The 13,892-nt window shown below is 57.5% G+C and carries 13 protein-coding genes; 3 read left to right on the top strand and 10 right to left on the bottom strand.

All coding sequences use genetic code 11. From position 1 onward, the window contains the following. Nucleotides 1-18: 18 nt before the first annotated feature. Together A6F69_RS07445 and A6F69_RS07440 are read right to left on the bottom strand one after the other, a co-directional pair. Nucleotides 19-1,035 carry a 2-oxoacid:ferredoxin oxidoreductase subunit beta gene (locus tag A6F69_RS07445; protein WP_067599348.1) on the bottom strand — a complete coding sequence of 339 codons (1,017 nt, stop codon included), beginning with the start codon at nt 1,033-1,035 and terminating at the stop codon, nt 19-21. Further along, nucleotides 1,032-2,897, bottom strand: coding sequence for a 2-oxoacid:acceptor oxidoreductase subunit alpha (locus A6F69_RS07440; protein ID WP_067599345.1), 1,866 nt, complete (start codon nt 2,895-2,897; stop codon nt 1,032-1,034). Before A6F69_RS07440 ends, A6F69_RS07445 begins: the two co-directional genes overlap by 4 nt. 174 nt (nt 2,898-3,071) lie before the next feature. On the opposite strand from A6F69_RS07440, the gene A6F69_RS07435 reads away from it, so the two are divergent. Continuing rightward, nucleotides 3,072-4,022, top strand: a complete 951-nt coding sequence (locus A6F69_RS07435) for an alpha/beta hydrolase (protein ID WP_067599342.1) — start codon at nt 3,072-3,074, stop codon at nt 4,020-4,022. Next, complete coding sequence (locus tag A6F69_RS07430; RefSeq protein ID WP_067599339.1) at nt 4,019-4,492, top strand: RNA pyrophosphohydrolase; 474 nt, start codon at nt 4,019-4,021, stop codon at nt 4,490-4,492. The genes A6F69_RS07435 and A6F69_RS07430 overlap by 4 nt, the downstream gene beginning before the upstream one ends. Here the strand turns inward: A6F69_RS07430 and A6F69_RS07425 are convergent. The 6 genes from A6F69_RS07425 to A6F69_RS07400 form a co-directional block, all read right to left on the bottom strand. Next, entirely contained in the window at nt 4,489-5,169 is a 681-nt protein-coding gene (locus A6F69_RS07425; RefSeq protein ID WP_067599335.1) for a glutathione S-transferase family protein, read from the bottom strand. The two genes, A6F69_RS07430 and A6F69_RS07425, sit on opposite strands and share 4 nt — an antisense overlap. Before the next feature lie 16 nt (nt 5,170-5,185). Continuing rightward, nucleotides 5,186-5,725: a tetratricopeptide repeat protein gene (locus A6F69_RS07420; protein ID WP_067599330.1), complete on the bottom strand. Its 540-nt coding sequence runs from the start codon at nt 5,723-5,725 to the stop codon at nt 5,186-5,188. A gap of 13 nt (nt 5,726-5,738) precedes the next feature. Next, nucleotides 5,739-6,920 carry an RsmB/NOP family class I SAM-dependent RNA methyltransferase gene (locus A6F69_RS07415; protein WP_067599325.1) on the bottom strand — a complete coding sequence of 394 codons (1,182 nt, stop codon included), beginning with the start codon at nt 6,918-6,920 and terminating at the stop codon, nt 5,739-5,741. Nucleotides 6,921-6,929: 9 nt separating this feature from the next. Next, on the bottom strand, nt 6,930-8,384 hold the full coding sequence (guaB, locus tag A6F69_RS07410; protein WP_067602760.1) for an IMP dehydrogenase: 1,455 nt from the start codon (nt 8,382-8,384) through the stop codon (nt 6,930-6,932). A gap of 116 nt (nt 8,385-8,500) precedes the next feature. Then, nucleotides 8,501-9,862: a M28 family peptidase gene (locus tag A6F69_RS07405; protein WP_144573642.1), complete on the bottom strand. Its 1,362-nt coding sequence runs from the start codon at nt 9,860-9,862 to the stop codon at nt 8,501-8,503. Between the two features lie 138 nt (nt 9,863-10,000). After that, complete coding sequence (locus A6F69_RS07400; protein ID WP_067599322.1) at nt 10,001-10,756, bottom strand: 3-hydroxybutyrate dehydrogenase; 756 nt, start codon at nt 10,754-10,756, stop codon at nt 10,001-10,003. Nucleotides 10,757-10,873: 117 nt separating this feature from the next. Between A6F69_RS07400 and ypfJ the strand changes: the two genes are divergently transcribed. Beyond that, nucleotides 10,874-11,752, top strand: coding sequence for a KPN_02809 family neutral zinc metallopeptidase (ypfJ, locus tag A6F69_RS07395; protein WP_067599320.1), 879 nt, complete (start codon nt 10,874-10,876; stop codon nt 11,750-11,752). A 91-nt stretch (nt 11,753-11,843) separates the two neighbouring features. Here the strand turns inward: ypfJ and A6F69_RS07390 are convergent, their stop codons facing one another. Both A6F69_RS07390 and A6F69_RS07385 read right to left on the bottom strand, forming a co-directional pair. Then, nucleotides 11,844-13,478, bottom strand: coding sequence for a M56 family metallopeptidase (locus A6F69_RS07390; RefSeq protein WP_067599317.1), 1,635 nt, complete (start codon nt 13,476-13,478; stop codon nt 11,844-11,846). Then, complete coding sequence (locus A6F69_RS07385) at nt 13,475-13,864, bottom strand: BlaI/MecI/CopY family transcriptional regulator (RefSeq protein WP_169816559.1); 390 nt, start codon at nt 13,862-13,864, stop codon at nt 13,475-13,477. Before A6F69_RS07385 ends, A6F69_RS07390 begins: the two co-directional genes overlap by 4 nt. Nucleotides 13,865-13,892: the final 28 nt, after the last annotated feature.

The raw sequence follows: 13,892 nt of genomic DNA, 5'->3' as shown, positions 1-13,892 counted from the left end.
TGCGACCCGGTGAGGAGCTTACTCCTCAACCGTCCAAGTCTGCCCCTTGGCAAGCAGTGCAGCCAAGTTCGGCTCCTTACCTTCACTTGCGCGCTGACGCTCCTCAGCAACCAGCACTTCGAATGTCGGTGCGGGGTCATCGTAAAGTACACCCAACGCTTTCGGGAACGGACCGAAGGGCAGTTCGACCAGCATGTGCGCAATCGAACGGTTCTTCACGTCGTGCACGATCACACCGGCTGACTTCCAATCGCCATCAATCACATCGACCACTTTCAACGCCAGCTTGTCGTGATCGAGCGCGATACCCTTGGTGCCATTTGCGAAAAGCATCGGCTCGCCATCTTCAAGCCATAGCTGGCTGTCCTCCGCCCCCTTTGGCGCGGCAAAGCCATCGAACACGTCTTTATTGTAAACGATGCAGTTCTGGTAAATCTCTACAATCGCCGCACCCTGGTGCGCATGCGCGGCCTTTAGCACATCGGGCAGCTTCTTCGACACGTCGAACCCGCGCGCCACAAATCGCGCGCCCACGCCCAGCGCGAAAGCCGAAACGCGGGTCGGTGCATCAACCGAGCCGGTCGGCGTCGACGGGCTGCGCGTACCGACCCGGCTGGTAGGCGATGCCTGCCCCTTGGTCAGGCCATAAATCTCGTTATTGAACAACAGGATCTGCATATTCACATTGCGCCGCAGCGCATGCATCAGATGGTTGCCGCCGATCGAAAGGCCATCGCCGTCGCCGGTCACCAGCCACACATCGAGATCGGGATTGGCCAGCTTTACGCCCGTTGCCACCGCCGGCGCGCGGCCGTGGATGGTGTGGAAGCCATAGCTCTCGATGTAATAGGGAAAACGGCTCGAGCAGCCGATTCCGCTGATGAAGCAGGTGTTGGACGGGTCGCTGCCCAATTGCGGCAGTGTGCGCTGCACCGCCTTCAGGATCGCATAGTCCCCGCAACCCGGGCACCAGCGGACTTCCTGATCGGTTTCCCAATCCTTCAATGTGGTTTCGATCTTGGTCATCTCGTTCATGACAGCGCTCCTTTGATCGCGCGCGTGATCTCTGAAATCGTAAAGGGCTGCCCGCTGGTCTTGGTCAACGGTTTGGCATCGATCAGGAACTGATCGCGCAGCAGTGTCTTGAATTGGCCGGTGTTCATCTCTGGGACGATCACCTGATCATAGCTCTTCAACAACTCACCAAGGTTTGCAGGCATCGGCCAGATATGGCGAACGTGGATATGGCTGACATCCAGCCCTTCGCGCCTAGCACGCAGCACCGCCTGATGGATCGGACCATATGTGCTGCCCCAGCCGACAATCGCAAGTTTGCCGCCTGCTTCACCCAGTTCGATCTGTTGATCGCGCACCTTGATACCCGCGATCTTGCCCATGCGTGCATCAGTCATCGCCTGGTGGTTGGCGGGCGAATAATCGATATGGCCGGTGTCCTTCGCCTTCTCGATCCCGCCGATGCGGTGCATCAGGCCCGGTGTGCCAGGCTTGATCCAAGGCCGCGCGCCAAGCTCGTTACGCTTGTACGGCAGCAGCTGCCCGTCAGGACCGTTGGGCTTGGTCAGGAATTCTGCCGGAAAGCGCTCAAACGCGTCAGGGTTTGGTACTTTCCATGGCTCAGACGCATTGGCGATATAGCCATCTGTCAGCAGGATCGTGGGCGTCATATATTGTACCGCGATCCGGCATGCCTCGATCGCGCATTCAAACGCATCGCCAGGGCTGCGCGCGGCGATAACCGGGATCGGCGCATCGCCATTGCGGCCATAAACCGCCTGATAGAGGTCGCTCTGCTCGGTCTTTGTTGGCAGGCCTGTTGACGGTCCGCCGCGCTGCGAATTGACGATCACCAGCGGTAGTTCGGTCATGATGCCAAGGCCCATCGCCTCGGTCTTGAGCGCGATACCCGGGCCAGACGAGCTGGTCACACCCAGCGAACCGGCATAGCTCGCGCCAATTGCCGCGCAGATCGCGGCAATTTCGTCTTCCGCCTGGAAGGTGGTGACGTTGAATTCCTTCATCTGCGCCAGATGGTGCAAAATCGCTGACGCCGGGGTGATCGGATAACCGCCGAAGAACATTGGCAGGCGCAGCAAGCGCGCGCCCGCCACAAGGCCAAGCGAGACCGCCTCCGCGCCGGTGACTGTGCGATAAAGCCCCGGCTGCGTCGGGACAGGGTCCAGATGCACCTGTTTGAGCGGTCCGGCGAGTTCCGCCGTTTCGCCATAGGCATGCCCGGCGTCCAGTGCGGCGATGTTAGCCTTCGCAATGTCTGGCTTCTTGGCGAACTTGCTATTGAGCCATTCGTGCAGTGGTGCGCGCGGACGGTCGAACATCCACAGCGCCAGACCCAGCGTCCACATGTTCTTGCAGCGCAAGGCATCCTTGTTGCCCAGCCCGAACGGCTTCACCGCCTCCACGGTCATCGCCGAGATATCGAGCTTGAGCACGTCGTATTTGGCGAGGGTGTCATCCTCCAAAGGGCTGACATCATATTTCGCTTTGTCGAGATTGCGTTTGGTAAACTCGCCCTCGTCAACGATCACCAAACCGCCGGGCTTAAGCGAAGGCAGGTTCACCTTCAGCGCCGCGGGGTTCATCGCCACCAGCACATCGGGCTCGTCGCCCGCCGTGTCGATCTCACGCGCGCCAAAGTTGATCTGGAACGCTGACACGCCGAACAGCGTGCCTTGCGGCGCGCGTATTTCTGCCGGGAAATCGGGGAATGTGGCGAGGTCATTGCCTGCCAGCGCGGTTGAAAGTGTAAACTGCCCGCCAGTCAGCTGCATCCCGTCGCCGCTGTCGCCCGCGAAGCGGACGACCACGGCATCGGGTTGCTGGTTGGGTGAAGTCGGCTTTTCAGCGGCTTTCGTTGCCATCTGCTATCCTTGTCGTACGCCGAATGATACGGCGCTTCTCCTGCAATGGAGACCACCTATGATGTGCCTCCGCCTCTCACAATGAAGTTTTTCTGCTATGGGGACAAATGTCGAGTGGAAAAGCGCGTTTGTCCCCTCTAACCTGACAAAAAGCACAGCAGGAGAGAGCCCGAAATGGCCGCCGAACCACCTTTTATCCGCCCGGATGTGAAAGTATTTCTGGATGCATTGGCCTCAATGGGCGGGGTCCCGATTTCCGAAATGACATTGGAAGAAGCGCGACAAAGCTATATTGCGCTCCACGGTATGGCGGATGCTCCAGCGCGCGAGTTGGCCGTGATCAGGAACCTTAGTTTCCCGGGGCCCGAGGGCGAAATTGGGCTTAGACTTTACGATGCACGCGAGACTCGCGATCCCGGCCCGGTCATCGTATTTTATCACGGCGGCGGATTTGTGATCGGAGATCTCGACACGCATCACAATCTTTGCACGGAGATCGCCTATCAGATGGATCTTCCTGTGGTCGCAGTCGATTATCGCCGTGCACCAGAACACCCCTTCCCTGCGCCGATCGAAGATTGCGTCGCGGCAACACGCTGGATTGCAAGTTCACCAGAGGCCTTGGGGCGCAAAGCAATTGGGCTTATTCCGATCGGCGATAGCGCGGGCGGCAACGCGACGATCGTAGTGAGCCAGCAATTGGCGACCAGCCCTGCCGATGTGCCGATCGTTTTGCAGGTGCCGATTTTCCCACTCGCTAGCGATTCCGCCGGCTCTCGTAGCCTTGAAGAATTCGCTGATGGTTTTGTACTAACCAAGGCTGCTGTTGAATTCTTTGGAGCAGCCTATGCTCCAGATCCAAACGATCCACGCGCGATGCCCATTCTCGGCGATCATTCAACTGCACCACCGACGGTGCTGGTCACTGCCAGCCTGGACCCAATCAGGGATTCGGGCCGCGACTATGGCGCTGCGCTTTCCCAAGCGGGCATTGATCACGTCCACCTTGAGGTAAACGGCGGAACGCACAGCTTCACCAATCTGCGTCAAGCGGTTCCAAGCTATCAGACAGATCTGGAACGTGTCTTTACCGCGATGAAGTTGATGTTGGAGCACGCGCAATGAGTGAGCTTGCCTATCGCCCCTGCGCCGGGTTCATGCTGGCAAACCGTATCGGCCATGTTTTCGTCGGCCAACGCATAGACTCTCAACATCTGGGCGCGTGGCAAATGCCGCAGGGCGGGATTGATCCCGGCGAAGACACACGCGAAGCTGCGCTGCGAGAATTGCATGAGGAAACCGGCATCGCTGCGCATCTGGTCGATATCATCGCGCAAACGAGAGAACCCCTGCGCTATGATCTGCCTGAAGAGCTGATCGGCAAACTATGGGGCGGGAAATATCGCGGGCAGGAGCAGCACTGGTTCCTGGGCCGCTTCACCGGCTCGGATGACGATGTCGATCTTGAAGCCCACGATCCGCCAGAGTTTGCAACATGGCAATGGGTCGAGCCCGAGCAGTTGCCCGATCTGATCGTACCATTCAAACGGGACGTATATCGCGCTGTTGTGCGCGAGTTTTATGCGCTGATTTAGTTTTGAAAGCGGAATGCTATCCGGTCGCGATTGTCCTTGGCCCTTGCAGATTTGAACGAATCCAAATCCTCAATCCGGTCAAACCATGCATTGATATTTGGGAAGCCGTTGTCAAAAATGCCTTTGTCGCGCGCAGCATACATCGGATAGACCAGTGTGATGTCGGCGACCGTCAAATTGTCTCCGCCAAAGAATGGCTGAGCCCCAAGGTCCTTTTCCATCTCACCAAGCAATGTCTCCATACGCGGGTTTAGAAACATCTTGCGAACTTGACCGAAGACCGCCTTCAAGAGCGCACTGATTGGCCAAGGCGAACGGGTTTCCAGTAAGCCAAGCACCATCGCGATGCTTTGCAGCGGCATCAATGACCCGGGCGAAGTATGGTACCAAAAAAGGTGTCTAGCGCGATCTTTATGGCCCGCCTTGGGGTTCAGATCGTTGTTGGGATAGGAATCAAGGATGTAGTCAATGATCGCATTGCTCTCTGCCAGGACCACGTCTCCGTCAGTTATAACCGGCGCCGTACCAAGTGGCGACAGCGCCTTGTAGTCATCTGGCGCAAGATTGGTTTCCGGGTCGCGATTATACAATTTCAGCTCGTAATCGGCGTGCAAGGCTTCCAGCAGCCACAGAATGCGAAAACTCTGCGAATATTCGAGATGGTGAAGTGTCAACATCGCCAAAACCTTTCGTCTAATTGCTGGCGGGGCCCGCCTCTGGATTGTCCGCCGCCAATGATGCAGTTGAGTCGGCAACAATCGCCGCCTCTAACTCAATTGTTTCCGGACAGTTCGTGCCGCACATGCTGCGAAGAACAGCCAGATTGCGTCGCGCTTTCTCGATCGCTCCCTTTTCGGTTAGCGCTTGCCCTTCTCCTGCCAGTGCCGCGAAGTTGATTGGATCCCGATCAAGAACACTGCGATAGTAGTCGATTGATTTGGCCGTCAAACCTTGCGCCCGAGTTGCATCGGCTAACGCAATAAACGCGTCGTTGTAACCCGGGTCAAGCGCCAGCGCGGCCTCAAATGCGTCGATCGCAGCATTTTTGTCGCCTCGGTTAAAAGCGTCTCGTCCAAGCTCCACCATGGCAACCGCACGGGGGTCAGCCGGCGAGATCATCGTACCGACGCTTCCCGTGACGAAAACCACAAGAGCAAGCGCTGCAGCGGCGGGCACCCATCGAAAAACCCGGCGCGCAGCAGTGTCAGAGCGGAGGACTGATGCTTCAGTCATGATGCCACAAAGGCTAACACCCGGGGCGCAACATGGCGACAAAAAAGCCGTCAGTACCCGCGTGGTAAGGATCCAAGCGCATACCCTTTCCGCGCTTCGATCCTGCTGGAAGTCCGATTGGGGGTGCTTCCCAGCCGCCGTGGCGCGTTAGAAAAGCTTCGATCCGGTCAGCCCCCTCTGCATCAAGTAAGGAACAGGTGACAAAGACAATATGACCCGTTGGATGAACCAGCTGAGCAGCAATATCGAGCACTTGGTCCTGCAACTTCGTAAGCCGATCCAGTTCACCTTGGTCTATCCTCCAGCGAGCCTCGGGATTGCGCCGCCACGTCCCCGTTCCGGAGCACGGAGCGTCCACCAACACGACGTTGGCTTGTCCAACCCATTGGGCAAGCGCCTCTAATTCCCGATTAGGATCAAGCAGGACAGTGTGGTCGATGTAGGCCCCCGCCCTTTGCGCACGCGGGGCAAGGTTTCCAAGCCGTCGCTTGTCGGTATCGCACGCGACGAGAGTTCCTTCATTCGACAGACGAGCAGCCAGTGCGAGCGTTTTGCCGCCGGCCCCTGCACACAGATCGATCACCGTATCGCCTTGGGCGACATGAATTGCTTCACAGATCAGCTGACTACCGTGATCCTGAACCTCGATTTGCCCGTCGCGGTATTGCGGCCACTGCTCAACCAAAGTGCCGGTAGGAAAACGCAAAGCATGAGGCGCAGTCAGTATTTCCCCGGCTTGGGGTAGGTCGATTCTGCCGCGATCCGTCTTCAGCGTATTCACTCGAACATCCAGCGATGCCCGGTCCAACAGCGCCTCCATTGCCTCAGTCGAGACGCCAGAGGCTGCTAACGCATCGGTCAACCACTCAGGAGCGATGCCGCCTGCTGCCGCCATCTCATTGTCGCGGACTGGCTCGGGCCCGTGGTTTGAACCATTGAACAGCAGCAAGATCGACGGATCTATTTCAGCTAACCGCAACATTGCCGCGCGTCCGTTCCTGGGAACCGGTCCACATGCCCTGATCGCCGAATAGACCAGTTCGCGCACGGCGCGCCGGTCCTTCGATCCGGCGTAGCGACGTTGCTTGAAATAGTTCGCGATCAATCGGTCCGCGGGCGCACCCTTGGTCTTCGCTGCGTCGATGATTTCGTCGAGCAGCTCGATAGCCGCCTGAACACGGGCGGAAGGAGTCATCTAAAGGCCTTAACGCGTCGGATAATTAGGCGCTTCGCGTGTAATCGCGACATCGTGGACATGGCTTTCCGACAGACCAGCATTAGTGATCCGCACGAACTTTGCACGTTTTTGCAAGTCCTCAATCGTGGCCGAACCGGTATAGCCCATAGCCGCCTTTACACCACCAACCAGCTGGTGAATTACATCGGCGGCGGGCCCCTTAAATGGTACCTGCCCTTCTATGCCTTCAGGCACAAGTTTAAGAGCTGAGACGTCAGCCTGGAAGTAACGGTCTGCGCTACCGCGCGCCATCGCGCCTACACTGCCCATGCCGCGATACGCTTTATAGCTGCGCCCCTGATAAAGGAATGTCTCGCCCGGGCTTTCAGCTGTACCCGCTAGCATCGAACCGATCATCACGGTCGATGCACCCGCTGCGAGTGCTTTGGCCGCGTCGCCCGAGGTGCGCAGACCGCCGTCTGCGATAACAGGCACTCCTGATTTGACTGCCTCAGCTGCGCTTTCCATCACAGCGGTCAGCTGCGGCACGCCAACGCCGGCGACAACCCGGGTGGTGCAGATGGAACCAGGTCCAATGCCAACCTTGACTGCGTCAGCGCCTGCATCGACCAGCGCGCGTGTAGCTTCTGCGGTGGCAACATTGCCTGCCACCACCTGAACAGAGTTGGATAGCTTCTTTGCACGTTCGACTGCGCGCGCAACGTCCTTGTTATGACCATGCGCGGTATCGATCACCACCACGTCCACTTCAGCGTCGATCAGCGCTTCGGTTCGCTCAAATCCCTTGTCGCCAACCGTGGTGGCCGCGGCGACACGCAGACGACCCGCTTCATCCTTGGTTGCATCGGGATAGGTTACGGCCTTCTCGATATCCTTGACCGTGATCAGACCGACACAATGCCCGTCATCGTCGACTACAAGCAGCTTTTCGATCCGCCGTTGATGCAGCAGCCGGCGGGCCTCTTCCTGCCCTGTGCCCAATGGTACGGTTGCAAGATTATCCGTCGTCATCAATTCGCGCACCGGCTGCAACGGGTTTTCGGCAAAACGAACATCGCGGTTGGTTAGAATACCTACCAGCTTTCCTGCAGCATCAGTCACAGGAATGCCGCTGATCTTGTTTTGCGTCATCAGTAATTGCGCATCGCCAAGCGTCGCATCGGGCGTGATAGTGATCGGATTGACCACCATGCCGCTTTCGAAGCGCTTTACGGCGCGAACCGCAGCGCACTGCTCTGCAATGTCAAGATTGCGGTGAAGAACACCAATGCCGCCCAGCTGTGCCATAACGATGGCCATATCTGCCTCTGTCACGGTGTCCATTGCTGACGAAAGCACCGGAATATTCAGCGAGATATCGCGCGTCAGCTTTGTAGCTGTACTCGCCATGGATGGCAGAATGTCGCTTTCGGCCGGGCGCAAAAGCACGTCATCAAAGGTCAGGCCGAGGGGGATATCCATATGCGCCACTTTCATCATCTGCAGATTCGTGGCGGCCCATGTAACCGCACATTGTGCAAATCGCTAGTGGGAGCGCGTGCCTTTTTTGCACCGCACCATTGGAGGTGACGATCAACCTATGGATAAACTTCGGTATCGGCCACGCGCCGGATCAGCAGTTCGTGCAGCAGTAAATCATCGACCGCGCCACCCAGTTCGATATCCCCAGGCTCATCCGAGGGTTGATGATAGTCGCCCGATAGAAAAGCCGTCAGCCTTTCCTCAGACCCGAATGCGTTCGACAACAGCACAGCGGGCACGTCACGCTGAAGCAGCGCCCAACCATCCTGCCGCTGCAAAAATGGTTCGGTAAGTTCGCGCGGTGCAAGTTCGCGATCCACGTCCGCAATTGTCTGTTTGATGATCTCATCAAGCGGAGTGCGGCCCTCGCCGATAAAGCCCACCGGGCTTCCTTCGGGAGAGATGGCGACCGTGTCAAAGTTAAATGCGGCGACAAATTCATCCAGCGGAACCGGCGGCGCGTCAGAAAAGGCCACGGCGCCCAGCAAGCCCCATTCTTCTGCCGTAGTCCCAAGGATATATAGATCACGGTCCATCGGTTTTCCGCTTGCCAATCGCTTGCCAAGCTCGATCATCAAACCGATTCCGCTGGCATTATCGACTGCACCATTGCACAATCGATCCTCTGCATCTTCCGGACCACATTCACCGAAATGGTCCCAATGACCCAGCAACAATACCGCGCCAGCATCAGGTTTCGCTCCCGGCAGGCGTGCAATGAAATTACGCGATGATACGTCGCGGCGATCTGTACGCGCATCAAGTGTCAGTTTAAGATTGAGCAGAACCGGATCGAACTCACCGGTGCCCTTGCTTGCGTCAGCATTGGCGAGCAATTCACCCCACCGGTTTTCACCAATTGCCTTGGCCAACTCTTCCCTAGCCATGAACACCGAGACGTTTTCATTTGCTTGCGAAGCGAGAACCAGACGCTCACGCATCTGGAACTGACGGATCTGCGCTGTGCTCTGCGCGGATTCTACAACCGTCACGACCGCTGCCGGACCCAATTCATGAAGTGCGGCGCGGCGTGCCGGGCTTAAGCCCGGATCGCTAAGCATGATCGCAACACGCCCGCGCACAATCTCTTCATCCACTTCGGTATCGGCATATCCAACGAAGACCGTTTCCGCATCTTCCATTAATGCGCGGCGGGCATCCGTTGCAGTGGCGATCGCTTCGGAATTGATCGGGATAATGCGCTGGCCAACCTTGAACTGGGCGAGGCCGCTGTCTCCCACAATGCTGACAAGCGGGACAGGCGCATTCCATGGATTTGCCGGGTCATTTGTGCCCGAGACAAAACCAGCAGGCTCCAGCTGCCCGCGCATATAATCGAGCGTCTTGGTTTCACCAATCGTGCCCGGTCGCCGACCTGCGAACTCCTCACTCGCCAGAACATCAATGTGGCTGCTCAACCGCCCTTCTATCTGCGCGAATTCGGAAGGCGAGACATTGATTCCCGTGCTGGCGCACGCCGCCAGAGTGAGTCCCAAACTCAGCGCAAACGCGCTCCGAAACCATGTTGTTATGTGCCTGCGTGTCAAAGTCTTGTCCTACTCTGCTGTCCAACCGCCATCGATGCTCCAGTTCGCGCCGGTAACATTGCCTGCTTCTTCACGGCACAGGAACACCGCCAAAGCACCAATTTCATGCGGCTGAACGAATTTCTTGGTTGGCTGCTTTGCGAGCAGAACATCATTGATCACTTCATCACGGCTAAGTCCGCGGGCCTTCATGGTATCCGGGATTTGCCCTTCGATAAGCGGAGTCCAGACATATCCGGGTGAAATGCAATTGGCGGTTACGCCCGTCTGTGCCATTTCCAGCGCGATTGTTTTGGTAAAGCCGTCCACCCCGTGTTTCGAAGCATTATAGGCGCTCTTGAACGGGGACGCAGTCTTTGAATGAGCGGACGCGGTGTTGATGATTCGTCCCCAGCCGCGCGCCTTCATGCCCGGAACCGCAAGCCGGGTGGTATGAAATACGGCGTTGAGATTGAGTCCGATGATTGCATTCCATTTATCGAGCGGAAATTCCTCAACCGGAGAGACGTGCTGCATGCCCGCATTGTTGACCAGAATGTCAATTTCACCGGCTTCGGCCATCATCGCTTCAATTTCATTGACATCAAGCAGATTTGCGCTGGAATGCGTCGCGCCCAGCTCTTCAACCAGCTCGGCAATCTCATCCTCGTTGCCGAAGCCGTTGAGAATCACCTCGGCTCCTTCGCTGCGCAATGCACGTGCCACAGCAAGCCCAATTCCCGAAGTTGAACCCGTCACCAAAGCACGCTTGCCTTCAAGCACCATCACTTACCTCTGCTGTCTATCCAAGAATTATGCAGCAGCTTTTGCCGTGACGCGCGCTTCTGTCCAGCGTTATTACACTCAATTAAGGGACACACATGTGATTCGAATGGGGTTGTTATGAAGCTGCGCAGGTTTGACACGTCCAAGATCAAGGTGCGTTCGAGCGGCAGTGGCAGACGCGGCAGAATTCCTGGCGGTCGCGGTGGCGGTATTGGTATCGGCACACTGATAATTGTAGCCATCGCCTATTTCGTGTTCGGCGCAGACCCCATGCAAACGCTGGGAACAGTGCAGGAAGTGCAGGAAGGTTCCTCTGGCCCACAGCAGCGATCACAGGTGAGTGAGGAGCAAGTTTGCTTGCGCGGCCCCTATGCGACAGAGGCCTGCAATGCATTGCAGTCCTTGAACGAGACCTGGGAGCCGGAATTTCGCAGCGCAGGAATCCGCTTTGAACAACCCGTTCTCGACCTGTTTACCGGAGGTCGTGTGACGACAGAAGGCTGCGGCAGTGCTTCGTCCGCAGCGGGGCCATTCTACTGTCCTGCAGACATGGGTATCTATATCGACACCGGATTCTACGATCAGCTCGCACAAATGGCGGGCACCGGCGGGGACTTCGCGCGGCTGTACGTGATCGCGCACGAGTATGGTCACCATATCCAGAATCTGACTGGCCTAGCCGCGCAGGTGCGTAGCGCCCAGCAGCAGAACCCGCGCCGATCAAACGAACTGCAAGTCCGTATGGAGCTGCAAGCAGATTGTTATGCCGGCGTTTGGGCAGGCAAGAACCGCAACCTCATAGAACGCGGTGATCTGGAAGAAGGCATGCGCGCAGCCAGCTCGATCGGTGATGACACATTACAGCGAAATGCAGGCCAGCGGATCAATCCGGAAGGCTTTACGCATGGTACCAGCGCCCAGAGAATGGAGGCCTTGCGCGCAGGCCTGGAAAGCGCTGATGACAGCGTGTGCGACCGCTACTTTCAATTCAACTGAACAGGGCAGCGATAAAAAAGGCGGGACGTGGTGAACCACTCCCGCCCTTTGATACCACGCTGGTTACGACAGCATGAAAAGGTGAATTGGCTTAACCCTCCTTGCGGCTTTCCCAAGCTGCAATCTTCTCGTCCAGCGCTTTGAGCACTTCGGAGAGCATGTCGTCCGGCATTTCAGGGTTTTCAGCAATCGCCTTGCGTGCCTCTTTCAAACCCATGAGAGCACTGGCCATGATCTCGCTTTTGCAGATCACGGTTACTTCTTCACCGTCTTGCATCAGTTTCTTGCCCTTGCCTCCAGTGTCACAGTTGACTTCGACAACGGTGAAATTGCCTTCGGCATTCTCTAGCTCTGCAAACGCCATGCTCTGCTCTGCGAAGGCTTCTTTCAGAGCAAGATCCGCTTCCTCCAGTCCTTCACGAACTTCGATCAGGATTTCGCGCTTTTCCTCTTCGGACAGGCCTTCACCGTCGCGTTCAACGCGTACAATACGATGCTTCTTCACTTCGCGATGCGCTTCGTGGTCACCGTGCTCGCCATCGACATGCACTTCCCTGCGGATAACATATCGGCGCTCGACACCGTCTTCGCCCTGTTCAACCCATTCGTTCTCTTCAACTTTAGGAGCGTCGGGCGCTTCAGGTGCTTCAGGCGCCACCTGAACCAACATCGCTGGAGCAGTTGGCGCAGCGGGCGCGACCGCTGCTGAAGGCGGAACTGGTGGTGCTGGCGGCGCAGGCACATCGGCAAATACTTCTTCAAATGTGTTGCTGTCAGCATATGTAACCGTCGCTGTCAGCGGCAACGACACCAGCGCCGCCGCGATCAGGCCACGTCCGGCCATGCGCCGCTTGGTTGATTGATTGTTCATTTTAAGGCTCCTCAAACGGTGAATTATAGATTTATCCCCTAGCACCGGGCAAGCCATCGGCGCGGCCAGCGCGACGTTGGGCCCGGCAGCAAAACTTGCAATGACTTGAGCGTAGGTGGCGCGCTCTTCCTTGGCCCGTTCTGCGACGACACGCGCATCACAGGCCGCTTCCTGATCACGCCGCAAAGCGAGCCAGCCCAGATGGCCCAGCGGGTTGAACCAATGCAAAGCGAACAGCGGTTGGACCGCCATGTTGATAGCCAAATCTTGGCCCTTATGGTGCGCCAGCTCGTGCGCCAGCGCCAAATCTCGCGCATCTCGGTCCCAAGTCGCCATAAATCCCTGTGGCAGAGCTACAACCTTGTCGATAACGCCAAAGGCAAGGGGCGCGCTGGTCGAAGGAGTTTCGATCAGGCGCACCTTGCCGGCCTGGCCGACGTCGCGTCCTTCGGCCAGCAGTTCCTGTCGCATCCGCCGATAGGCCCGGAAACGCAGGAAAAGGAATACCACGGCACCCACCATCCAAACTGCAAGAACGAATTCTGTGAGGGTGAACGGCAACAACGGTTCACTCAATGTGACGTCAGTGGCCGGGACTGGAACAGTGCTGCGCTTTGCCACAAGAGCAAACACGTCGAGCGGCTCAGCTTTACTGGCGATAGCAGTCACAGGTTCAGCAGGCGCCATCCAGGCCGGCAGGGTCAGTGGGGGGAGAACCAACCTGATCAGCGGAAGAGCCCATAGCGCATAGGCCGCTTGCGGGCCGAAATGCCGCGCGACAGGGCGACGTATGAGCAGGACAAGCGCGATCAGCGCGGCGGTCCAAATGAATGTATCGGTCAGCCAGTCCATCATCGCTTCAGCTCCTTCAGCAGGGCTTCGATTTCAGTGAGATCGTCCTCGGTCAGCGCCTCCTGGTCGGCCAGATGCGCCACCAATGAGGCAGCGCGACCTCCAAACAGCCGGTCAACCAACCGCTTACTCTCGGTTCCGATGTAGTCAGACCGCGCGATCAGTGGCGCGTAGAGATAACGCCGTCCGTCCGGGCTGGCGGATATCGCGTTCTTATGAACCAAGCGCCCCAACAATGTTTTGACGGTAGCCAGGCTCCAACCGCGCTCGTCAGCCAACGCGTTCGAAACATCTGCCGCGGTCGCCGGATTCTTGTCCCATAGCACTTCCATGACCGCATGCTCCGCTTCGCTAATCCGTTCAGGCCTGGCAGTATCACCCCGTCCCATTTGCATCCTCCCTAAGGTGCCAGAAAAC

Origin of the sequence: Altererythrobacter ishigakiensis, from assembly GCF_001663155.1 — a bacterium.
Classification (GTDB): Bacteria; Pseudomonadota; Alphaproteobacteria; order Sphingomonadales; family Sphingomonadaceae; genus Erythrobacter; species Erythrobacter ishigakiensis.
This window is presented reverse-complemented; position numbering and strand designations above follow the sequence as displayed.

Excerpts from the sequence above, each read along its gene's own strand:
- A6F69_RS07440 (WP_067599345.1), bottom strand. The coding sequence starts at position 2,897 with ATGGCAACGAAAGCCGCTGAAAAGCCGACTTCACCCAACCAGCAACCC.
- A6F69_RS07435 (WP_067599342.1), top strand. The coding sequence starts at position 3,072 with ATGGCCGCCGAACCACCTTTTATCCGCCCGGATGTGAAAGTATTTCTG.
- ypfJ (WP_067599320.1), top strand. The coding sequence starts at position 10,874 with ATGAAGCTGCGCAGGTTTGACACGTCCAAGATCAAGGTGCGTTCGAGC.
- A6F69_RS07420 (WP_067599330.1), bottom strand. The coding sequence starts at position 5,725 with ATGACTGAAGCATCAGTCCTCCGCTCTGACACTGCTGCGCGCCGGGTT.
- A6F69_RS07425 (WP_067599335.1), bottom strand. The coding sequence starts at position 5,169 with ATGTTGACACTTCACCATCTCGAATATTCGCAGAGTTTTCGCATTCTG.
- A6F69_RS07430 (WP_067599339.1), top strand. The coding sequence starts at position 4,019 with ATGAGTGAGCTTGCCTATCGCCCCTGCGCCGGGTTCATGCTGGCAAAC.
- A6F69_RS07415 (WP_067599325.1), bottom strand. The coding sequence starts at position 6,920 with ATGACTCCTTCCGCCCGTGTTCAGGCGGCTATCGAGCTGCTCGACGAA.
- A6F69_RS07390 (WP_067599317.1), bottom strand. The coding sequence starts at position 13,478 with ATGATGGACTGGCTGACCGATACATTCATTTGGACCGCCGCGCTGATC.
- A6F69_RS07385 (WP_169816559.1), bottom strand. The coding sequence starts at position 13,864 with ATGGGACGGGGTGATACTGCCAGGCCTGAACGGATTAGCGAAGCGGAG.
- A6F69_RS07445 (WP_067599348.1), bottom strand. The coding sequence starts at position 1,035 with ATGAACGAGATGACCAAGATCGAAACCACATTGAAGGATTGGGAAACC.
- A6F69_RS07400 (WP_067599322.1), bottom strand. The coding sequence starts at position 10,756 with ATGGTGCTTGAAGGCAAGCGTGCTTTGGTGACGGGTTCAACTTCGGGA.
- guaB (WP_067602760.1), bottom strand. The coding sequence starts at position 8,384 with ATGGATATCCCCCTCGGCCTGACCTTTGATGACGTGCTTTTGCGCCCG.